The following is a 19,831-nucleotide window of genomic DNA, read 5'->3' on the forward strand; positions in this document are numbered from 1 at the left end:
AAGCGGAAACACGGATTGCCGGCCTGCGCCTACAAGGCTGCGCGGCAGCAGCTCACACGCCAGCGGGTGGCGTCAACGGTCTACTTCCAGCACTGCGAACACCGCGCCTGCGCTGTTCAACCGTGATCACAACGAGAGGCTGTCCCATGACCATTCGCTCCAAACTCGCCCTGCTGGGCTGCACCCTGCTTGCCGTGTCTGCCCTGTCCGCCTGCGGCGGCGGTGACACCGCCGATTCGCTGAACCTGGGCTCGGCCCAGGCCCGTTTCATCAACGCTGCGCCTGGCAGCCCGAGCCTCACCCTCTATCGCAAGGGCAACTACGAGACCAGTGCTGGCGTTCAGGCCTATGAAGGTACCTCCAAGTATTACGACACCCCCAGCGTGACCTCCGACTGGGCGATCCACGACTCGACTGTCGGCACCGTGCTGGCGACGACCTCGCTGAACACCGAAAACGCCACCAACTACACACTGGTCGCGCTGCCTGACGGCACCGGCTACAAGCTGATGACGATCTCGGACCCGTATGACAAGCCGGTGGACTCCAACCGTGCCCGCGTGCGCATCCTGAACGGCTCGCCGCTGACGGGTACCTATGACGTCTACATCACGCCGCCCGGCACCGACCTCGCCACCGTTTCGCCGAACATGGCTTCGGTGGCCAGCCAGGCCGCAGTGCCGGCCTCAGGCGCCAACTCGGTCTTCATCGGCAGCGGCACTTACCAGGTCCGCTTGACGCCCGCCGGCTCGAAGACGGCGTTCTACAGCGCCAGCATGACCGTGGGCGATGACGACGACGAACTGCTGATCAGCCTGCCCAGCGACGACGGCCTGAACGTGCAGCTGCTCGACGTGCGCCATGGCAGCACGCAGGACAACCTGCTCATCGCCAACACGCTGTAAGCCAGCACCGGCTGGTGCAGGCCTGTGCCCTCAGCGCCAGGCCTGCGCCAGCAGCTCGTAGGAACGCAGCCGCGCGCTGTGCGCATGCAAGGCCCCGGCGACGATGAACTCGTCGGCCCGGGTTTCCTTCTGCAAGGCCAGCAGCTTCTCGCGCACCGTCTCTGCGCTGCCCACCGCACTGGCCGCCAGCATGCGCTGCACGCTGTGCTTCTCGTGCGGCTGCCACATGGCTTCCATCTCGGCTGGATCGATGGGCGGCGGCAGCGGGCCGCGTTGGCCGCGCTGCATGCCCAGGAAGCGCTGCTGGATCGAGGTGAACAACCGCGCCGCCTCGGCATCCGTGTCGGCCGCGATCACGTTGACGCCCACCATCGCATGTGGCTTTGGCCATTCGGCCGAGGGCTTGTAGCTGTCGCGGTAGATGTCCAGTGCCTGCAGCAGCATGTCTGGCGCGAAATGCGAGGCAAACGCGAACGGCCGGCCCAGCCAGGCGGCGAGCTGCGCGCTGAACAGGCTGGAGCCCAGCAGCCACACCGGCACCTGCGTGCCCATGCCGGGAATGGCGCGCACCGCCTGGCCCGGCTTGGCGTCGTCCAGGTAGGCCATCAGCTCCTGCACCTCGCGCGGGAAATCGTCTTCGCTGGTGGCCATCGGCCCGCGCCGCAGCGCGCGGGCGGTCGGGCCATCGGTCCCCGGCGCACGGCCCAGCCCGAGGTCAATGCGACCCGGATACAGCGTGGCCAGCGTGCCGAACTGCTCGGCAATCACCAGCGGCGCATGGTTGGGCAGCATCACGCCGCCGGAGCCTACGCGGATGCGCGTGGTGCCGCCGGCCACGTGGCCGATCAGCACCGCAGTGGCCGAGCAGGCCACGCCGTCCATGTTGTGGTGTTCGGCCAGCCAGTAGCGCTTGTAGCCCCAGGCTTCGGCATGCTGGGCCAGGTCCAGGCTGTGCTGCAGCGCTTCGCGGGCGCTGCTGCCTTCGGCAATGGGGGCGAGGTCGAGTACGGACAGAGGAATCATGGCGCCCATCTTGGCCCTGTCGGCCTGCCCTTGGCTGGCGGACGGTTTTTGCGGCCATTGCACGGCGCAAGGCCGCGCAGGCTTCAAAATCCCGTCCCATGTCCTCCTTGTCTCTCTTCCTGGCCCGCGTGGCGCTGGCCATCCGGCGTGTGGTGCTGGCGCTGGCCGGCCTGGTGTTTGTGGCGGTGCTGCTGCTCGTGGGCCTCACGCTGGGCCTGGTCCTGCTGCTGTGGGCATTGCTGCGCGGCCGGCGCCCATCGCCGATGAACCTGCGCTGGGGCCGCGGTGCCCGTGGCATGCCCGGCTGGGCCACCGGCCGCCAGCCGTCCGCAAACAGCGCCGAGGTGGTCGACATCCAGGCCCGCGAGGTGCCGGCGGCTGTCGACGCGAACGCCCCCGTGTTGCCCCGTCAGCCACGCTGAGCCCCTGCATGCCTGCCAACCGACCCGAGCGCTGGGCGCTCGATGCCGGCGACGGCGATGTCGCCGTGCTCACCATCCCGGCCGTGCTGCTGCAGCACCGCGTGTTCGAGATCGACGTGCGCTTCGTCGTGCGCAACCCGGCCCAAGATGCCCAAGCCTGGCACGCCCTCAGCGTGGAGCTGGACGGCAAACGCGAATGGTCCCGCCGCCTGCCCACCCACCCAGGCACCAGCACCGATTCGCTGGACTACCACTGCCGCCGCGAACTGCCCGCCGGCCAGGCCCTGCGCATCCGCGCCGTCACGCAGATCGGCCCCGGCACCCGCCGGCAGAAGCTGGTGATCGAGGCCGAAGAATCGGTGGATTGAAGCGGGTCTGCCGGCCCGGCAGCGCTCAGAAAAGCCCCGGCTGGTCCGGTGAAGCCGCTGCCCCGAGACCAGCACCTTCCAACTGCAGCAACTGCAGCTTCAGCGGCACGCCGCCGCTGGCCGAGAAACCGCCAGCCAGCCCGCCTGCGGCCAGGATGCGATGGCACGGCACGATGGGCGCAAACGGATTGCGGCCCAGCGCCTGACCCACCGCACGCGCCATGGCCGGCGGCTGATCCAGCAACCTGGCCATCTCGCCGTAGCTGCGCGTCTGCCCCGGCGGAATCTGCCTGGCGAGCTGCCACACCTGGACATGGAACGGCGCATGCCCGTCGAAGTTCAAGGCCACATCCGCCAGCGTGTCCCGGCTGCCTTCGGTCAGCACCGCCACCCAGCGCCGGGCGACCACCGCCATCGCCGGCGGCAGCGTGTCATGCCACGGCAGCTCCGGAAACTGGTGGCGCAGGCGGCGCGCCGTGTGGGCCCGATCGGCTTCTGGCAGGTGGCACCCTCTCAGCCGCCCGTCGTCACCCCAGGCCAGGCCGCAGGCGCCGACGGGCGTGTCGAACAGGGCGATGCCGCAGGATGAAGTGTCTTGACGCATTGCGGGTATTAAAGGATGAGTGCATCTGACCGGCTCTGGCCGCTCTTTGCCCGCTTTGTGTGGGAACGCTTGCGAAGCGTTGAACGCTGCCGGTCAATCAGGCACAGATAGCGTTCCTAGTACTTTGAAAGCGCTGGGATAATCGGTGTAGCGACTCCAGGCGCCATTATAAGCATATGCGATGGGTCCGCTTGTACTGTAACCGCTAAAGTTCCAGCCCTCGTACGTGTCAGTAGCGCTCTTAGGTGTTGAAACTGCGACCCAATACCGTTTCCCCGCATTGATTGGTATACCCTCCGCGAGTTTCATCGTTTTCGGTTCGCGGCAATCTGCGCCATCGGGAATCTTGCCGATTTGAACTTTTGCAAGTACGGCGCCAGGCAGTCCGTCGAGATCTGCCCTGAGGCTGATAACAGCCGTGTTGGTACCCGAGATATGAAATAGCGGAACCTTGATCTTTTTGACGACTGCATCCGTAGACGAAGTGAATGGCATCGCCATACTGTACGCGCCGTCTGAATTGAGATCTGAGCCCGCAATCGCCCATCCAGTATAGCAGTCATAACTCTCGGGTTCATCACCGAAATTACTGTAGATGGTAGCGAGTTCGGTGGCGGCCACATCAGCACCGGAAGCCGATGTAGTCAAGCTGCAAGCCGCCGATATCGCTAGCAAGAGCGAAATTGGGACATTTTTCAAAGCGGTCCTCCTGATGTCAGGTTTATAGATGAATGTCACGAGACGCAATAAATGAACAGGATTCACCCGTCGAATGATTGGCCCAATGCATGTTACCAATGGGTTGAAGTCATTCGGTGACTATTGCGGCTGGAAGCCGCTCGCCTTGATGATGCGGGTCCAGCTTGCCGTGTAGGCCCTCTCGCGGGCGCCAAGTGCGTCCGGGCTCATGTGGCCGACCGTCAGGCCCATCGCGGTGAGGCGTTCGTGCACGGCGGGCTGGGCGATGACCTTGGCGAGGGCTGCGGAGAACTGGTCCAGCGTGGGCCTGGGCGTGCCGGCGGGGGCAAAGATGCCGTAGTAGGGCACGTCCTCGAAGCCGGCCAGGCCGAGTTCGGCGAAGGTGGGCACGTCGGGCATCACGGCCTGACGGGTGTTGCCAAGCACGGCGACCACGCGCAGCTTGCCGCTCTTGTGGTTCTCGATGAAATCTGGGATGGAGCCCGTGCCGGCGGGGATCTGGTTGCCCAGCATGTCGGCCATCATCGGCGCGCTGCCGCGGTAGGGCACCGGCACCAGGTCCAGCTGGTATTTCTGGCCGATGACCTTGACCAGGAACTCGGGCACCGAGGCCGGCGCCGGGATGCCGACCGAGCCTTTGCCGCCTTGCGCCTTGGCCCAGGCGACGTAGTCGTTGAAGCTCTTCGCGGGCGTACCACCCGAGACGGCAAAGGCGTTGACGAAGGTGGCGAAGCCGCCAGCGGGCACGAAGTCCCTGGCCGGCTCGAAGCCGGGGGTCTTGACGACCTGCGGCAGGATGGAAATCGTGTGGTCGTGGCTGAGGAACAGCGTGCTGCCGTCCGGCGCGGCGGTTTTCAGCGACTGCGCGGCGAGCTGGCCACCGGCCCCGGGCTTGTTCTCCACGACCACCGGCACGCCCAGCTCGTCCTTCAGCTGCTCGGCCAGGATGCGGGCGATGGCATCGGTGCCGCCGCCTGCGGGGAAGCCCACCAAGAGGCGCAGCGGCTTGCCGCCGGCATAGGTGCTTTGGGCTTGCGCCAGCGGCCAGGCGGGCACGGCGAGCAGCGGCAGGGCGGCCTGCAGCAGGCGGCGGCGGGACAGGGTGGGGCGCATGGTGGATCTCCTCTTTTTGCAGCGACTTGCCGCTTCGCATGGCGGCCGTGGGCGAGCATAGCGGCTGCCAGGGCCATTGGCCTGGCGCAGGGGCACAATGCCAGGCGCCGCCGCCGGGCAGTTTCATCCGGCGGCACCTCCGATTTCCTGTTTCGTTTTTCCTTCCTGCATGCCTGATTCCATCCCCGTTTCCCTCCGGCTGCCCCAGCGCCATCACGTGGACCGCGTGCCGGAACACGTCACGCCAGAGGCGATGGAGCGGGTGCGGCAAGCGGCCTACAACCTGCCGCAGGTGGTCAAGCCGACGGACTACCTGCCGGAAGACGCGCCCGGGCTGGAAAACCACCTGGAGACGCTGGGCCTGATCAAGCTGCAGAAGGCAGTGCCTGGCCACCGGCCCAGCCGCTGGATTGCGCCGGAGCTGATCGACTCGGCGCTGCGCCACCTGGACGAGGTGGGTGCCGGCAAGGAAATGCGCGCGGTGCTGATCGAGCGCAGCGCGGCGCTGGATGTGCTGGGCATTCACCGCCAGGGCAGTGGCTGGGAGCGGCTGATGCGCCAGCCACTGCCGCTGAAGAGCGACACCTGGCCCGATGGCACGGCGCTGCAGGTGGCCTACCTGGCGCCATTGCCGGCCGAGCCGGTGTGGTCTTTTTTCCGCAATGGCGACGAGCGCGCGCTGCTGGGTTCGCTCGGGCCGGCCGCGCCCTGGCCGCATGCCGAAGCGCTGGCCCGCCACCTGGACGCGCTGGCCGAGCGCAGCGACCTCTGCGACAGCCGCAGCATGGGCTCGCTGGTGGCCCGGCTGCAGGCCGAATGCTCGCGCCCGCAAGGGCCTGAGGAGTTGATGGCCGCCTGCACCCGTGCGCAGGACCGCTGGGAACACCAGGTCAATGAGCAGCAGACGCTGGTCGGCCTGAACCGCGAGCTGGGCTTCCAGGGCTACCCGGACAGCTTCGCGCTGGCCCGGCAACTGAAGCGCAAGGTTTCGCTCTATGTGGGCCCGCCCAACAGCGGCAAGACCTACTCGGCCTTCGAGCGCTTGGCCGGTGCGCTGGACGGCGCCTACCTCGCGCCGCTGCGCCTGTTGGCGCTCGAAGGGCGCGACCGGCTGGTGGCGCGCGGCGTGCCGTGCTCGCTGCTGACGGGTGAGGAAAACGTGCCGGCCAACGGCGCGCGCGTGGTCTCCAGCACCATCGAGATGGTCGGCACGCGCGACGCGGTGGACGTGGCCGTGATCGACGAAGCGCAGATGATCTTCGACGCCTCGCGCGGCTGGGCCTGGACCCAGGCCATCGTCGGCGTGCCGGCGCGCGAGCTGATCATCATCTGCTCGGCCTATGCCGTGCCGGCCATCGAGAGCCTGCTGGGCCTGTGCGGAGAGAGCCCGGTCATCCGGCAGTTCGAGCGCAAGCAGCACGTGGAGCTGCTGAAGGCGCCGGTGCCGATTCCGGCGCTGAAGAAGGGCGATGCGGTGGTGGCCTTCAGCCGCCGCGAGGTGCTGATGCTGCGCGACCAGATCGGCGCCAACGGCCACCCGGTCTCGGTGATCTACGGCGCGCTGCCGCCCGAGGTGCGGCGCCGCGAGGCCGAGCGCTTCGCCACTGGCGAGTCGCACATCCTGGTGGCCACGGACGCGATTGGCATGGGCCTGAACCTGCCGATCCGCCGCGTGCTGTTCTCCACCATGACCAAGTTCGATGGCGTGGGCGACCGGGTGCTCAGCGAGTCCGAGGTGCACCAGATCGCCGGCCGCGCGGGCCGCTACGGCATCCACGAAGAAGGCTTCACCGGTGTGCTGCACGAAGCCGAGCCGGGTGCGGCGCGTTCGCTGAAGGAACTGCTGCCCCGCACGCCGCGTGCGCCGCTGCACTTCAAGGCACCGGTGGCGCCGAACTGGTGGCACGTCAGCACCATCTCGCAGCGCCTGGGCAAGCAGAAGCTGCACGAGGTGCTGAGCGTGTTCATGGCCCAGCTGGAGCTGGACAACGCGCACTTCCAGGTGGCCGAGCTGGAGCAGATGCTGGCGCTGGCCGCCGAGCTGGACCACAACGCCGGCACGCTGAGCCTGAAGGAGCGTTTCATCTACGCCCAGGCGCCCGTGGACACGCGCACCGAATCGCTGGTGCAGGAGTTCTTCGGCTGGGCCTGGCAACACGCTCGCACCGGCCAGGCCGGCCGGCCGGACTTCCTCGGCCAGGTCGACGGTTTCAGCCGGCTGGACCGCATGGAGCAGACGCTGCGCGCCTGCACGCTGTGGCTGTGGCTGGACCTGCGCTTCCCCGGCATCTACGGCCACCTGGAAGAGGTGGTGGCGCTGCGCAGCGAGCTGAACGACGGCATCGAGCGCCAGCTCAAAGGCAAGAAGCCGCTGTGGCAGGCCCGTGGGGGCGGCGGCGGCGGTGGTGGTGGCAACCGTGGCGGGCGGCGCTGAGCGCTCGCAGGGAACAGGCCTGGACATGAAGACCAAGACCTGGGCCGCGCTGGCGCTGGTGTTTGCCGCCGCGCTGGCCGTCTACTGGTACGAATCGCCCTGGCTCACGCTGTGGCAGATGCAGTCTGCCGCCAAGTCCGGTGATGCGGCCAGCTTCAATGCGCATGTCGACTACCCGCGCTTGCGCGAAAGCCTGAAAGGCCAGGTCTCGACGCTGCTGGCCGACCAGATGGGCGGCTCGGACGGCAACAACGTCGGTTCGGCCATTGGCGGCCTGCTGGGCATGTTCGTCGCCGACAAGGCCATCGACGCCTTTGTCCGCCCCGAGACCGTGATGCGCGCGATGCAGGACGGCAAGCTGCTGCCTTCGCTGCATCACCGCAAGCCCCCGGCCTCGTCGCCAGATGGCACCGCGCCACCGCCCGCAGGCGAGCGCCTGCAGTGGCAGACCGAACGCGAAGGCGCCGACCGCTTCGTCGCCTACGCCCTCAAGCCCGGCACGCCGCGCGAGCAGGCCACGGCCTTCGTGCTGGCGCGCCAAGGCTTTGCCGACTGGCGCCTGAGCGAGCTGCGGTTGCCGCAGCTGGCGCGCTGAACAGGCTTCAAGCCGCCAGCGTCATCACCTGCGTCGCGGCCCATTGCGCCACCGGCGGGGCGGTGGGCGTGACGGGTTCGTCGGCGGCCGCGAACTGGTGGCCGTTGCGGCCGGCCTGCTTGGCGCGGTAGAGCGCGGCGTCGGCGCGGGCCAGCAGGTGGTCCACGCTTTCGCCGTCTTGCATCAGGGCCGAGCCCATGCTGGTGCTGAGCAGCACTTGCTGGTTCTGCAGCCGCAGCGGGGCGCGAACTGCGGTGAGCACCTTGTCGGCCAGCACCTGCATCTGCTCGGGGTTGGCCACGCCTTCGCAGACGAGCACGAATTCGTCGCCGCCGACGCGGGCCAGCAGGTCGGTGGCGCGGATCACGCTGCCCACGCGCTGGGCGAAGGTCTTCAGCACTTCGTCGCCACCGGCGTGGCCCAGGGTGTCGTTGATGCGCTTGAAATGGTCCAGGTCCAGGTAGACCACGCCCAGGCCGCGGCCGGTGCGGCGTTCGCGGGCCAGCGAGGCGCGCATGTGTTCGTCGAACTGGCGGCGATTGGGCAGGCCGGTGAGCGCGTCGGCACGGGAAAGCTGCTGCAGCCTCAGTTCGACTTCCTTCAGCTGGCTGACATCGAAGCTGACCAGGTAGTGGCCGGGACGGCCGCCGGCGGCGCCGACGCCGTGTTCGCCGTCTGGCAGCCAGTGCACCTCGCTGTGCCAGGTGTCGTCGCCGACCACGCGGGCATGCTGGAAGCGCAGCGTCTGCGGCAGCGTGGTGGCGCTGCTGGCCATGGGCAGCAGCGCGGGTGGCACCGGGTCGCCGAGCAGGTCGACCAGGCGCAGCATGCCGCTGCGCTCGGGTGGCAGGCCCGCCAGGCGCAGGGCGGCCTGGTTGGCGAACAGGCAGTGGCCGTCGGCATCGAAATGCGCGATCTGCGCCGGCACGCTGTTGGCGATGTTCTGCATGCGCTGCAGGTTCAGCGCTTCACCCTGCAGCGCCAGGTTCAGTGCCGCGGTGCGGTCGCGCACACGCTGGTCCAGCGAGGCATTGAGCTCCTGCAAGGTGTTGTTGTGCTCGCGCTGGCGCTCGACCAGCTCGTTCAGCGCGGTGGACAGCACCTCGGCTTCGGCGAAGCCGGCCAGCCGTGGCAGCGGGCGGTCGCCGAGGTGCTGGTTCTGGCCGATGCTGTCTGCCAGCACCGTGAGCGGCCGGGCCAGCTTGCGTGCCAGCGCCCAGGCCAGCGGCACGAACAGCAGCAGCACCGCGCCGGCCACGCCCATCAGCTGGCGGCGCAGCAGCAGGTAGTCGGCCATCGCGACTTCGCGTGGCTGTTGCACCACCACCTGCCAGCCCAGGCCGCTGAAGCCGCCGTGGCCGCGGCTGGGCGAGACGGCGGTGAACTGGTCCGCTGCCGCACCGTCGGGCGCCTTCACGTCCGGCGGGCCCAGCAGCACCGCGCCCTGGCGGTCCAGCACAAAGGCCTGGGCACCGTCGTTGCGCAGGGTCGGGTCCAGCAAGTCGCGCTTGAGCGCCGCGGCCCAGGTCCAGCTCAGGTGCACGCCCAGCACCGAGCCGGGGTTCGCGGCGACCGGCAGCGAGATGTCGACGAAACGCCAGGGCTCGGGCGCTTGCGGCAGCAGCTTGGCCAGCAGCACGGCAGCGTGCACATCGCCCAGGAACAGCGTGGACTTGCCGCCCTGGAACCAGGGGCGCTTGGAGACGTCCGCGCCTTCGAGCAGACCGTCGTTGGCTGCCAGCACCTTGCCATCGGCAGCGGCCAGGCCGATCCAGGCAATTTCCGGTTCGCGGCGGCGCATGGCATCCAGCGCGGCGCGGGCGCGGGCCGGGTCGTCGGCCCGCAGCAAGGCAGGCAACTCGGCCAGCAGTTGCACCGCGGCGACCTGGCGGGCCATGCCGTGGTCCAGTGCATCTCGGAACTTGTCGGCCACCTGGTCCAGGTGTTGGTGGGCCCGCTCTTCAGCGTGCTTGCGCGCAAAGCGGTCGATCAGCACCGTGGTGCCGGCCAGGGCCAGCAGCACCGAGCTCATCACCATCAGGATCAGCCAGGCTGCCAGGCTGGGAGATCGTGGAAAAGGCTTCACGGCATGGGTCTCAATGGCCCCACGTCCACAGCGTGGTGCCGCGGGCGTCGAGGTTGTTGAAGCTGATCCTGCCCATGGAGGCGGCACCGGGCTGGGCGGGGGCGCCGAGCAGCGCACCGGCGTCCATGCCGAGGGTGAAGGGCTCGCCCTGCAGCGTCATGCGGGTGACGGGGCGGCCGTCGTACAAAGCAGCGGGGAAGCCGGCCGGCAGGCCGTGTGCGGCCAGGTCCGCGGCAAAGCTTTCGGCGCTCAGCGTGCTGACCTGGGCTTGCTGCTGCAGGCGCTGCCACAAGGCTTCCAGCACCGGCGGCAGGGTGGCCTGGGCAACCTGCGCGCGCAGCGCGGCTTCCGACAGCGGCTGCAGCTCGGCACGCGCCGGCTGCGCGGCGGCCAGCAGCAGGCTGCAGGCCAGCGCCGCGGCACTGCGGGGAAGGCGAGTCGCGTGAGTCGTGGCGGCGGCCTTTGAAGGTCTGAACATCTGGATCGTCCGGGAAGGTCGCCTGGTGGGCAGGCGGGCGCAAGAAAGCTTGCATCGCTGCATGTCTTCGGCGCTTCCGGTGCGGACTTGACGGTTCCGCGCGTGCAATGGTTTTGCGCAGCCGCCGGCAGATGCCCAAGCTGTCACGCCTTCCCGAACGGCCACGGCTGCGGCCGGCGATCTTCCTGGTGTTGTTTGGTTGGCTGCGCAACGCGCTGCCGGCGCGGTGGCGCCGGCAGCCGCTTGACCGGACGGCTCAGTGGTCCGTGGCGCCGGGGGTGGATGCCGCTGCGGCGGCGGGTCCAGCGGCGGCAGGCACCGAGGCGGCTGCGGCCGGAAGCGGCGGGGCGGGCACGGGTTGCGGCACCAGGGCAGCCGTGGTGGCGCGCTGCTGCTGCCGGCTGTCGCCCACCGACTCCCGCAGGTAGCGGTGCATCAGCGTGAAAAAGCGGTCGTAGAACTGGCCGGCGGGAATCGTCTCGCTGGCGACCTTGACCAGTGAGTCGTCGCTGGCCGACAGTGGAATGGACAGCGAGCCCAGCGCCGGCAGCCCCAGGCTGGCCGAATTGGCACTCTTCTTCAGCGCGTAGCGATCCTGCATGGCGCTGACATAGGCGGTCGACACCTTGCCCGAACGGCCTTCCGGCGTACAGACCACGGTGAACGAGATCTCGACGTGCACCTCGCCCTCGGGCTGGAAGCGCTTGCTGCCGTTGACCAGGTCCGGCTTCAGCGTATTGATCACATACCCCTGGCTCAGCAGCGCACGGCGCGCCGCTTCGCAGGTGTCGTCCGGCTCGGCGTCGAACAGCCGCGAAAACGTCTCGTCCGACTTGAACTGCTCGTTCTGGTAGACCGAAGTCTTGCGCGGAATCACCGTCTCACAGCCCGCCAGCCCCCCGGCCACTGCCAGCATCAACAGCCCGCACGCAGCCGCGCGCGAGACCGCAGCCTTGGCTGGGCGGCAGGAAAGGGCAGCGTCGGGCATGAGCAAAGGCAAGGGCAAACAGCTTCTCCTGGGCACAAACCGCCCACTGGGGTGCGACCGATTATGTCCGGGCCAAGTTCCCTTGCACCTTGCGTGACCTGCTTGCCCTGCCGGCGACACGGGGCTGGCCGCCACGCGGCAGAATGGCTGTTTTGCCCTTTGACACCGGAGACAGTCGCATGCCCAAGGGATATTGGATCGCGCACGTGGACGTGCGCGGATCCGGAAAAGTACAAGGACTACGTGGCCGCGAATGCCGAGGCGTTTGCCAAGTACGGTGGGCGCTTCCTGGTGCGGGGCGGGCAGTTCGCCTGCGTGGAGGGGGCCAACCGGGCGCGCAACGTGGTGATCGAGTTCGCCAGCTACGAGCAGGCCTTGGCCTGCTGGGATTCGCCGGAGTACCAGCGGGCGCTGGCGCTGCGCAAGCCGGTGTCGACGGCGGACGTGATCATCATCGAAGGCTACCACGGGCTGAAGCTCAGCCTTTGCTGCGCGACACACGTGCGGGGCGCGTGGCGGCCGGGCTGGCCGGGTCGCCCACCGGCAGCCGCACCTCGGACTTGATTTCCTTCAGCACGATGCTGGAGCGCACATGCGTGACGCCGGGCAGCTTGAAGATGGTGTCGTGCAGGAACTGCTCGTAGTGCTTGATGTCTTCGACCAGCACGGTGAGCAGGTAGTCGGCCTGGCCGGTGGTGGACAGGCAGCGCACGATCTGCGGGCTGGCCGCCACCGCCTGCTCGAAGCGGGCCACCAGGTCCTCGTTGTGCTGGCTCAGGTTGGCCTCGACGATGACGGCCAGCTTGAGCCCGACCTTCTCGCGGTCCACCAGTGCGGTGTAGCCGCGGATCACGCCCGCGGCCTCCATGTCCTTGACGCGCTTCCAGCACGGCGTGGCCGACAGGCCGACCGCCTCGGACAGCTGCTGCACCGTCTGGCGCGCGTCCCGCTGCAGCTCGGAGAGGATCTGCAGGCTGTAGCGGTCGAGGTCCAGCGGTTCGGTCATGGGGGCGTGCGGCGGCTTGGGTTGAACCCAGTGTAGGCCGCCCGCCCGCATCAAGGTAGCGTGACCACCGCCAGCACGTCGATGTCGGTGCAGATCACGATCTGTTTGGGTCCCAACATCGCCAGTGTCCGCACCGCGCCCACGCGCGGTTCGACATTGCCCGTCACAAGGGCACTGCCCGAGCGGATCAACACGTGGGCCGTGTCGGCGACCGGGTCCACGACCGAGATGCCGTCACCTTGCACCAGCGTGACGTACAGCAGCCCGGTCGAAGGGTCCAGCGCCATGGCCTTCACCAGCGCGGCGCTGTGCAGCGTGGAGACGATGCCGGCCGGGGTGATCTTGCGGATCACCGGCCCGTCGGCGACGTACATCGTGCCGTCCGGCGCGGTCACCATGGCGCCCACGCCTGCGAAGGTCGCGGTGGCCAATGGGCCGTCGACCGAAGTCGTGGTGCCTTCCCTGCCGGCGAAGCTCGTGGTGTTGCCGGCGGCATCGACACGCCGGATGCTGGAGCCTCCGCTGGAGAAATAGACACTGCCATCGATGCCCATCGTCATGCTGGTCGGGACCCGTGTCAGGCGCGATGTCCCGATCGGTCCGTCCACATTGGCAGCCGTACCCTGGTAGTAGCCGCCCGCGATCGTCTTCACCGTCTTGTCTGCTGCGATGCGACGCACGCTCAGGTAGTCCGAGAAGTAGACCGTCCCGTCGGGCGCTGCCGCGATCGAGGTGCCGGGCGTTCTCAGCGCTGCCGCATTGCCGACGCCGTCGGCAGGGAAGTCGTCGTCGGAAGCCGGGTTGCCGGCCAGGATCTCCAGGTTGCCGGCGGTGTCGATGCGGCGCACGAACAGCCCCAGGTCGGTGCCGACGACGACGCGGTGCTGGCCGTCGACCGCGAGGCTGACGGGGAGGTTGCCTGCGGCGAACGGCAGCTTGTCGGTCACGGCAGTGCCACCCGGGGCGATGATCTGGTTGAAGGAACTCGCAATGGTCGTGATGGTGCCTGCGGCATCGGATGTGCGGATGGCCAGCCCGTCGCCGAGCATGAATCCGCCCGCGGGCAGCGCAACCAGCACATTGGCTCCACCGTTGGCCGGCGCATCGAAGTTCGACTCTGCTGCCGGGCCATCCTTGAGCCTCAGCGGGCCGGTCCGGTTGCCGCTGAAGGTGGTCACCGCAAACGTGCCGAGGTCAATGGCGCGGATCAGGCTGGTGTCCCGTACATACAGCTTGGTGCCCGAGATCGCGAGGCCTGTCGGCCCCGGAATGCCGGCCGCGGTGCCAACGCCATCGACACCGGGCACCGTGGTGTCATTGCGAATGCCGGCGACGGTCTCGACATTGCCGGCGACGTTGCCGCTGCGCACCACGCGCCGGACCACGCTCGAACTCCATTGGCTGAAATACAGGTCCCCGTTTGCCGCGATCGCCATGCCGCGGACGTCGCCGATGTCGGCGGTCGCCGCAGGTCCATCGAGGTATCCGTAGTTGCCCGAACCCGCATAGTTCGAAACGACGCCGGCGGGTGTCATGCGAACGATGAAGCCCTGGACCGAAATGTAGAAGTTGCCATCCGGCCCGAGCGCCATTGCCGAAGGGCTGGTCAATCCACGGGCGACGGTGGTCACCGTGCCGTCGGTCGCGATGCGACGAACCGCCGAATTGCCGGTGTCGAGGACCCACAGTGCGCCTGATGCATCGTGCACGATGCTGGTCGGGGTGCTGAACAATGCCGTCGCGCCCGGCCCGTCGGTACTCCCGAGCGTGCCCTGGGTGCCCGCCACCACGGTGATGCTGGCCCGGTCGGCTGACAGTTTGATGATGTTGTTGGCGCTGGTGTAGACGGTCGATCCATCAGGCAGGGCGTCGACGCCGCGCAATTGACTGACCCCGGCCTGAGCGGCCCGATTGGCGATGTTCAAGAGGCCCACGGTGATGCCGCCGGCAGTGCCGACGCTGAGCGTGGCGGCATTGCTGGCTGTCGCCGACTGGCCACTGCAATCCAGCGTGGTGCGGAACTGCGCGCCGTTGTCTGCCGTGGCGCTCGTGAAGGTGTAGGTCAGCGCCGTTGCACCCGCGATGGCGGCAAAGCCCGATCCGCTGGCGCGTTCCCATTGAACCCCCAAAGTGCCGCTGCTGCAGGTGGCGCCGACCGTGAAGCTGGCCGAACTGCCGGCGACCACGCTGGCATCGGCGGGTTGCTGCGTGATCGTCAGCACCGGCGGCACGCCGGTCACGGTCAGCGCGGCGTTGTTGCTGGTGGCGCTGCCGGCGACGTTGCTGACGACCGCACGGAAGACCGCGCCGGTGTCGGTGGTCGCGGTGGTCGCGAGTGAATACGTTGCAGAGGTCGCCCCCACGATGTCGCTGCCGTCGCGCTGCCACTGGTAGCTCAGCGGGTCGCTGCCGGTGGCGGCGACGGTGAAGCTGGCGGGCTGGCCGGCGGTCACGCTCAGGTCGGCTGGCTGCTGCGTGATCTGGGGTGGCTGCGGGCCGCCGGCCGGGCTGGAGCCGGGCGGTGGCGCGTCCGCGCTGCCGCCGCAGGCGGCGAGGAACAGCGCGAAGAAGCTGGCCAGCAGCAGGCTGGCGCTGGCTGCGGCGAAGCGGCGCAGCGCGTGGGCGATGATGAGCGCGAGGCGGAGCGTGTCGAACATGGGGTTCCTCGGCATCAGAAGGCCATCTGGGCGCTCAGGCCCAGCAGGTGCAGCGAACCGCGGGTGCTGTGCACCTTGAAGCGGGTGAAGTCGTAGTCCAGCGAGAGCAGCCAGCCGGGCGCAATGGCGTAGCCGGCGCTCAGGCCCGCCAGCGGCTGCGCCTGCGTCTTGCTCACATCGCCCTCGAACGGCGCTGCGTAGCTGAACCGCGTGCGCACCGCCGCCACGCCCAGCTGCCCGCGCAGCCACCAGTCCGGCGCCAGCGGCACCCGGTAACCCGCGGCCAGCCCCAGCGCGTCGACGCGGAAGCTGCCACCAAAAGTGGTGCCGTCGTCGGTCGTGTCGCCGCCCTTGAAGCGGCTGCCAGCAAAGCCCAGCGCCTGCAGGTCCCAGGCCTCGTCCAGCCGGTAGTTCAGGAACAGCTTGCCGTGGGCACTGCTGCGGTCGCAGCTGTAGCCGTCCACGCAATCGGTCTTGCCACGGTCCAAGCCTGCGCCGAAGCCGAGGCTGAATTGCCGGCCCGCTGCCGCGCTGCCGTTGGCCTCCGGGGAAAAATCGAAGTCCCGGGTCTGGGCGTGGGTGGTCAGGCTGCAAGCGAGCATGGCGCTCGCGGCAATGGCGGTTGGGACGGCGTGGCGGAGGCTTTTGGCCCAGCGCCTGTCGAGTCGGTTCATCGCAGCTCCGTGTGGAAGTGGCGGGCCCCTGCGCAAAGGCGAGGGTCCTTGTCTTCCCATACGGAGTGCGGCGGGTGAAAGCGACATTGGCACGGCGCAATCTGCCGTTCGCCGGTTGTGGTTGGGTGCTGGACGTCCTGCTGCGCTCCCCGCAACTGATGGTGGACAGAGCCGATCAGGTGGTGCGTGCCTTGCAGGTCTACCGCGCAGGCAACGCCGACTTGGCCGACTGCCTGATCGAGCACATGGCCAATGCTGCAGGCTGCGGGCGCACGATGACTTTTGACGTGGGCGCGGCCAAGACGGCTGGCATGGAGCTGCTGGTCTGATCCATCAACGCCGGCTCTGAGCAAGAATGCGCGCCGCCTCGGCCAGCTCCGGACTTGCCGGATCGAACAGCGCGCTGTACATCGCAACGGCACGCTCCAGCACTGGCACGGCATCTTTCACCTGTCCATTGCCCAGCAGCGCTCTTCCAACGATCAGCGTTGCACGCGCCTCTTTGTCACGTTGATAGTTGACTTGCCCACCCCGAGCAATGGACTCAAGGGCTCGGTCCGCCCGGCTTCGTGCCGCTTCGAAGTGGCCCGCAGCCAACTCGTAGCCCGCCCATTCGACAAGTTCTCCCACCGGAGCGTCCAGGCCTGGCTCCGGCGCCAGCTTTTCAGCCACGCGTTTTGCTTTGGCGTCGGCGAGCGCCTCTGCCCCTCGGCCATTCGCCACGAGCCAGGCGCGCTCGGCTTGGTCGACTGACGCGCTGGGCACCTTTCCAACCATGTCCTTCTTCAAGGAACGAGCACGGTCCAGTAGCTCATGCGCCTCGGCCAGGCGGCCGAGTTGGATCAAGGCGAGAGCGCGCATGGCAAGCACCCCAAAGTCCAGTGCCGTCACGGACTTTGCGTCCACCGTTAGCGCGACGTCGTCATCCGATTCGCGCAGCGCATCTTGGGCTCGACCATATGCCAGTAGCGCCATGGCGTAACGGACGCGCACGGCGTGCGCCAGGGACTGCTGCGACTCCGATGCGGGGCTCCTGGCCCAGCGCAGAGCCCCTGTGATGACGTCGATGCTTTCGCGCGGGCGTCCTGTCCTGCGCAGGAAGATGGACAAGTATGCATGGCCGGCATGCACGGTCACCTCGGCCCCGCGCTTTTCATCGCGCTCGATACCCTTGCGGATGTTGCGCTCCGCTTCTGCGTATTGGCCCAGTTCGGTTTGCGCATCGCCCAGGGATTCGTACATGATGGCCAGGCCGCCGGCACCCAGCGGTGGATGGGCTTCGCACAGGCGGATCAGTTCGGCGTAGACCTCGCTCGCCTGTGCATAGTCGTGCAGTGAATGGGCACTGTCGGCCTTCATCTGCAAGGCATTGGCGAGATCGTCGTTTGTCCCGAAGCGGCGTGCGTATTCGATTGCACGATCCGCGTAAACCAGACCCTGCCGCGGGTTGCTGCGCCGCTCAAATGCGGCCTGCATCACGTCGACCTCGAAGCGGGCGCGCGTTCCTTGCTCCTGCCGCCCATCGAGCAGAGTTGCAGCGTCTTTCAACAATGACACAGCTTCCGGGCGCTTGTCGTTGAGGGTCAGCGCGTGCGACAGCTTTGCCATCGCGATCACCGCCTCATCGCTTGCTGCACCGTGGACCGAGCGACTCTGAGCCAGGACCTTACGGCGCAGTTCGATCTCTTTGTCGGTGAGCACCATGTTGCCGTAGATCGACGCAAGCACGTCCAGCAGCCGCTCCCGAGCCAGCGGTGCGTGGGCCAGTTCGGCGTCGATGCGTTCTGCACCCCTATCGAGCAACTCACGTGCCGTCACGTCGCGTGCATTTTTCGGGTCAATCTGATCGGCGCTGCTGGTAAGGAACACACCTTCGAGAAAGGCCTGCACGGCCTGCGCCGTGGCAGCTTCGGTTTGGGCCCGCTGCGCATGGAGGCGGGCTTCGTGGGCCTGCCATAGCGCGACCGAACTGCCAGCCACCAGCGCTATGGCGACAACCGCGCCAGCAGCCACTTGCAGCCGGTGCCGCCCCACGAACTTCGCTGCGCGGTAGGCGAAGCGGTCTGGCCGGGCCAGCACCGGTTCGCCATCCAGCCAGCGCCGCAGGTCCTGCGCGAAGGCTTCCATGGTCGGGTAGCGCTCCGCTGCGGATTTCTTCAGCGCATGGTTGAGGATGGCATCCAGGTCGCCGCGCAGTTGTTTGCGCAGCGCGGGCTCGGTGCTGGCGTTGCTCGCCAATGGCACTTGCGCGCCGGCGATGACTTCTTCCAGCTCGGCTGCGCTGCCGCGCTTGAGGCGGTAGGGGCGCACGTCGGCCAGCACTTCATAGGCGACGACGGCCATGCTGTAGATGTCGCTCGCCGTGCCCAACGGCTCGCCGCGGATCTGCTCGGGGCTGGCGTAGTCCAGCGTCAAGGCGCGGCCGGATTGCTCGGTCAGCGCGGTGGCCTGGGTCTGCTCGCCGTCCAGCAGCTTGGCGATGCCGAAGTCCAGCAGGCTGGCCTGGCCTTCGGATGTGACCAGGATGTTGCTCGGCTTGAGGTCGCGGTGCACCACCAGCCGCGCATGCGCGTGGGCGACGGCGGCCATGACCTGCAGCAGCAGCGCCACGCGTTCGCGCAGCGGCAGCGCGTGGTGGCGGCAGTAGGCATCGATGGGCTCGCCCTGCACGTATTCCATCGCCAGGTAGGGGCGGCCGTGGGCGTCCACACCCGCGTCGTAGAGCCGGGCGATGTGCGGGTGGGTCAGCGAGGCCAGGATCTCGCGTTCGCGGTCCAGGCGCTCGGCGAAGGCGTCGCCCCAGGTCACGCGAGGGAGCTTGAGTGCGACCTGGCGCTGCATCAGGCCGTCGGAGCGCTCGGCCAGCCAGACCGAGCCCATGCCGCCCTGGCCGATGGCCTCGATCAGGCGGTAGGGGCCAACCTTGCTGCCGGGGCCCAGGCCCTGACCAGGCGCCGAGGGCGGCGGGTCCAGCCGGGGCAGCGCTTCGAGGAAATCGTCGGTCTCGATCTCGGCCTGGCGGGCCAGCAGTGCCCGCAAGGCCTCACTGTGCGTGGCCTGCTCGCCGCTCAGTCCTGCCAGCCAGGCCTCGCGCTGCGGCGCGGGCAGGTTCAGTGCTTCGTCGAGCAGGGCGCTGATGGCGGACCACTGGGCCGCAAACGGGGCGAGCGGCTTCATGTGGCGGTTTTGGCCGGGCTCAGCCCCGCAGCGCGTGGGCCAGCAGCAGCCTGGCCTTGTCCCAGTCCCGGCTCACGGTACGGCGCGACAGCCCCAGCGCCTCGGCGATCTCGGCGTCTTCCATGCCGCCGAAGTAGCGCATCTCCACGACGCGGGCCAGCCGCGCATCCACCGCGTCCAGGTCCTGCAGCGCGGCATGCACTTCGAGGATCTCGTCGGCCGGATCGGCAATGCTGCCCAGCAACTCGGAGTTGAGCGTCACCTGCTGCACATCGCCGCCGCGCCGGTCGCTCTGCGCGGCGCGTGCGGCGTCCACGATGATGGAGCGCATCACGGCCGCGGCATAGCCCAGGAAATGCGCGCGGTCGGAGGGGGCCAGTCGGTCCCGCTGCACGAATTTCATGTAGCACTCGTTGACCAGTGCCGTGGTTTCGATCAGGCCGTCCCGCGCGCCGCGAGACAGACGGCGGTGGGCGATCTGTCGCAACTCCGGGTACAGCAGCTCGAAAATTCGGTCGATGGCAGCGCGGTCGCCTTCGCGTGCGCGTCCGATCAAAAGCGTGACTTCTCCCATGCCGGCGTGTCTTCCACCTGTGGTTGTG

19 protein-coding genes are annotated in these 19,831 nt (G+C 68.2%); 7 read left to right on the top strand and 12 right to left on the bottom strand.

Features of this window, described 5'->3' with window-relative positions:
- The first annotated feature begins 146 nt into the window (after positions 1 to 146).
- Positions 147 to 905, top strand: coding sequence for a DUF4397 domain-containing protein (locus AC3WR5_RS13980; RefSeq protein ID WP_492485278.1), 759 nt, complete (start codon positions 147 to 149; stop codon positions 903 to 905).
- A 30-nt stretch (positions 906 to 935) separates the two neighbouring features.
- On the opposite strand, the gene AC3WR5_RS13985 is transcribed toward AC3WR5_RS13980, so the two are convergent.
- Positions 936 to 1,928, bottom strand: a complete 993-nt coding sequence (locus AC3WR5_RS13985; RefSeq protein WP_492485280.1) for an LLM class flavin-dependent oxidoreductase — start codon at positions 1,926 to 1,928, stop codon at positions 936 to 938.
- Positions 1,929 to 2,026: 98 nt separating this feature from the next.
- On the opposite strand from AC3WR5_RS13985, the gene AC3WR5_RS13990 reads away from it, so the two are divergent.
- Entirely contained in the window at positions 2,027 to 2,350 is a 324-nt protein-coding gene (locus AC3WR5_RS13990; RefSeq protein WP_231011075.1) for a hypothetical protein, read from the top strand.
- A gap of 8 nt (positions 2,351 to 2,358) precedes the next feature.
- Positions 2,359 to 2,718 carry a hypothetical protein gene (locus AC3WR5_RS13995; protein ID WP_141288303.1) on the top strand — a complete coding sequence of 120 codons (360 nt, stop codon included), beginning with the start codon at positions 2,359 to 2,361 and terminating at the stop codon, positions 2,716 to 2,718.
- A gap of 25 nt (positions 2,719 to 2,743) precedes the next feature.
- Here the strand turns inward: AC3WR5_RS13995 and AC3WR5_RS14000 are convergent, their stop codons facing one another.
- The 3 genes from AC3WR5_RS14000 to AC3WR5_RS14010 all read right to left on the bottom strand — a co-directional run bounded on the left by AC3WR5_RS14000 (position 2,744) and on the right by AC3WR5_RS14010 (position 5,134).
- Positions 2,744 to 3,322, bottom strand: a complete 579-nt coding sequence (locus AC3WR5_RS14000; RefSeq protein ID WP_492485283.1) for a methylated-DNA--[protein]-cysteine S-methyltransferase — start codon at positions 3,320 to 3,322, stop codon at positions 2,744 to 2,746.
- Between the two features lie 93 nt (positions 3,323 to 3,415).
- On the bottom strand, positions 3,416 to 4,060 hold the full coding sequence (locus tag AC3WR5_RS14005; RefSeq protein WP_492485285.1) for a hypothetical protein: 645 nt from the start codon (positions 4,058 to 4,060) through the stop codon (positions 3,416 to 3,418).
- A gap of 81 nt (positions 4,061 to 4,141) precedes the next feature.
- Entirely contained in the window at positions 4,142 to 5,134 is a 993-nt protein-coding gene (locus AC3WR5_RS14010) for a Bug family tripartite tricarboxylate transporter substrate binding protein (protein WP_492485287.1), read from the bottom strand.
- Between the two features lie 169 nt (positions 5,135 to 5,303).
- Here AC3WR5_RS14010 and AC3WR5_RS14015 point away from each other — a divergent pair, with 169 nt between their 5' ends.
- Positions 5,304 to 7,568 (top strand): helicase-related protein, encoded by a 2,265-nt coding sequence (locus AC3WR5_RS14015; protein ID WP_231011078.1) that lies wholly within the window; start codon positions 5,304 to 5,306, stop codon positions 7,566 to 7,568.
- A 25-nt stretch (positions 7,569 to 7,593) separates the two neighbouring features.
- Complete coding sequence (locus AC3WR5_RS14020; protein ID WP_492485289.1) at positions 7,594 to 8,163, top strand: DUF2939 domain-containing protein; 570 nt, start codon at positions 7,594 to 7,596, stop codon at positions 8,161 to 8,163.
- 7 nt (positions 8,164 to 8,170) lie between these two features.
- Here AC3WR5_RS14020 and AC3WR5_RS14025 read toward each other — a convergent pair whose 3' ends face one another.
- The 3 genes from AC3WR5_RS14025 to AC3WR5_RS14035 all read right to left on the bottom strand — a co-directional run bounded on the left by AC3WR5_RS14025 (position 8,171) and on the right by AC3WR5_RS14035 (position 11,715).
- Positions 8,171 to 10,249 carry a diguanylate cyclase domain-containing protein gene (locus tag AC3WR5_RS14025; protein ID WP_492485291.1) on the bottom strand — a complete coding sequence of 693 codons (2,079 nt, stop codon included), beginning with the start codon at positions 10,247 to 10,249 and terminating at the stop codon, positions 8,171 to 8,173.
- Positions 10,250 to 10,259: 10 nt separating this feature from the next.
- Positions 10,260 to 10,727, bottom strand: coding sequence for a hypothetical protein (locus AC3WR5_RS14030; RefSeq protein WP_492485293.1), 468 nt, complete (start codon positions 10,725 to 10,727; stop codon positions 10,260 to 10,262).
- A 256-nt stretch (positions 10,728 to 10,983) separates the two neighbouring features.
- Entirely contained in the window at positions 10,984 to 11,715 is a 732-nt protein-coding gene (locus AC3WR5_RS14035; protein ID WP_492485295.1) for a DUF2242 domain-containing protein, read from the bottom strand.
- Positions 11,716 to 11,778: 63 nt separating this feature from the next.
- On the opposite strand from AC3WR5_RS14035, the gene AC3WR5_RS14040 reads away from it, so the two are divergent.
- On the top strand, positions 11,779 to 12,279 hold the full coding sequence (locus AC3WR5_RS14040; RefSeq protein WP_492485297.1) for a DUF1330 domain-containing protein: 501 nt from the start codon (positions 11,779 to 11,781) through the stop codon (positions 12,277 to 12,279).
- Here the strand turns inward: AC3WR5_RS14040 and AC3WR5_RS14045 are convergent.
- Genes AC3WR5_RS14045 through AC3WR5_RS14055 form a run of 3 tightly spaced genes read right to left on the bottom strand, consistent with a single transcriptional unit; the run spans position 12,194 to position 16,052 of the window.
- Positions 12,194 to 12,721, bottom strand: a complete 528-nt coding sequence (locus tag AC3WR5_RS14045; RefSeq protein ID WP_492485299.1) for an Lrp/AsnC family transcriptional regulator — start codon at positions 12,719 to 12,721, stop codon at positions 12,194 to 12,196. The genes AC3WR5_RS14040 and AC3WR5_RS14045 overlap by 86 nt on opposite strands.
- Before the next feature lie 50 nt (positions 12,722 to 12,771).
- Complete coding sequence (locus tag AC3WR5_RS14050) at positions 12,772 to 15,378, bottom strand: NHL repeat-containing protein (RefSeq protein ID WP_492485301.1); 2,607 nt, start codon at positions 15,376 to 15,378, stop codon at positions 12,772 to 12,774.
- A gap of 14 nt (positions 15,379 to 15,392) precedes the next feature.
- Positions 15,393 to 16,052, bottom strand: a complete 660-nt coding sequence (locus tag AC3WR5_RS14055) for an outer membrane beta-barrel protein (protein ID WP_492485303.1) — start codon at positions 16,050 to 16,052, stop codon at positions 15,393 to 15,395.
- Positions 16,053 to 16,126: 74 nt separating this feature from the next.
- Here AC3WR5_RS14055 and AC3WR5_RS14060 point away from each other — a divergent pair, with 74 nt between their 5' ends.
- Complete coding sequence (locus AC3WR5_RS14060) at positions 16,127 to 16,381, top strand: hypothetical protein (RefSeq protein WP_492485305.1); 255 nt, start codon at positions 16,127 to 16,129, stop codon at positions 16,379 to 16,381.
- A gap of 4 nt (positions 16,382 to 16,385) precedes the next feature.
- Here the strand turns inward: AC3WR5_RS14060 and AC3WR5_RS14065 are convergent, their stop codons facing one another.
- Entirely contained in the window at positions 16,386 to 19,229 is a 2,844-nt protein-coding gene (locus AC3WR5_RS14065; RefSeq protein WP_492485307.1) for a protein kinase domain-containing protein, read from the bottom strand.
- Positions 19,230 to 19,248: 19 nt separating this feature from the next.
- Positions 19,249 to 19,803, bottom strand: coding sequence for an ECF-type sigma factor (locus AC3WR5_RS14070; protein ID WP_231011087.1), 555 nt, complete (start codon positions 19,801 to 19,803; stop codon positions 19,249 to 19,251).
- Between the last annotated feature and the right edge of the window lie 28 nt (positions 19,804 to 19,831).

It is taken from the genome of Ideonella sp. FW305-24, from assembly GCF_058788035.1.

Coding starts and splice junctions, on each gene's coding strand:
- AC3WR5_RS13980 (WP_492485278.1), top strand. CDS start 147: ATGACCATTCGCTCCAAACTCGCCCTGCTGGGCTGCACCCTGCTTGCC.
- AC3WR5_RS13985 (WP_492485280.1), bottom strand. CDS start 1,928: ATGATTCCTCTGTCCGTACTCGACCTCGCCCCCATTGCCGAAGGCAGC.
- AC3WR5_RS13990 (WP_231011075.1), top strand. CDS start 2,027: ATGTCCTCCTTGTCTCTCTTCCTGGCCCGCGTGGCGCTGGCCATCCGG.
- AC3WR5_RS13995 (WP_141288303.1), top strand. CDS start 2,359: ATGCCTGCCAACCGACCCGAGCGCTGGGCGCTCGATGCCGGCGACGGC.
- AC3WR5_RS14000 (WP_492485283.1), bottom strand. CDS start 3,322: ATGCGTCAAGACACTTCATCCTGCGGCATCGCCCTGTTCGACACGCCC.
- AC3WR5_RS14010 (WP_492485287.1), bottom strand. CDS start 5,134: ATGCGCCCCACCCTGTCCCGCCGCCGCCTGCTGCAGGCCGCCCTGCCG.
- AC3WR5_RS14015 (WP_231011078.1), top strand. CDS start 5,304: ATGCCTGATTCCATCCCCGTTTCCCTCCGGCTGCCCCAGCGCCATCAC.
- AC3WR5_RS14020 (WP_492485289.1), top strand. CDS start 7,594: ATGAAGACCAAGACCTGGGCCGCGCTGGCGCTGGTGTTTGCCGCCGCG.
- AC3WR5_RS14030 (WP_492485293.1), bottom strand. CDS start 10,727: ATGTTCAGACCTTCAAAGGCCGCCGCCACGACTCACGCGACTCGCCTT.
- AC3WR5_RS14035 (WP_492485295.1), bottom strand. CDS start 11,715: ATGCCCGACGCTGCCCTTTCCTGCCGCCCAGCCAAGGCTGCGGTCTCG.
- AC3WR5_RS14040 (WP_492485297.1), top strand. CDS start 11,779: ATGTCCGGGCCAAGTTCCCTTGCACCTTGCGTGACCTGCTTGCCCTGC.
- AC3WR5_RS14045 (WP_492485299.1), bottom strand. CDS start 12,721: ATGACCGAACCGCTGGACCTCGACCGCTACAGCCTGCAGATCCTCTCC.
- AC3WR5_RS14050 (WP_492485301.1), bottom strand. CDS start 15,378: ATGTTCGACACGCTCCGCCTCGCGCTCATCATCGCCCACGCGCTGCGC.
- AC3WR5_RS14055 (WP_492485303.1), bottom strand. CDS start 16,052: ATGAACCGACTCGACAGGCGCTGGGCCAAAAGCCTCCGCCACGCCGTC.
- AC3WR5_RS14065 (WP_492485307.1), bottom strand. CDS start 19,229: ATGAAGCCGCTCGCCCCGTTTGCGGCCCAGTGGTCCGCCATCAGCGCC.
- AC3WR5_RS14070 (WP_231011087.1), bottom strand. CDS start 19,803: ATGGGAGAAGTCACGCTTTTGATCGGACGCGCACGCGAAGGCGACCGC.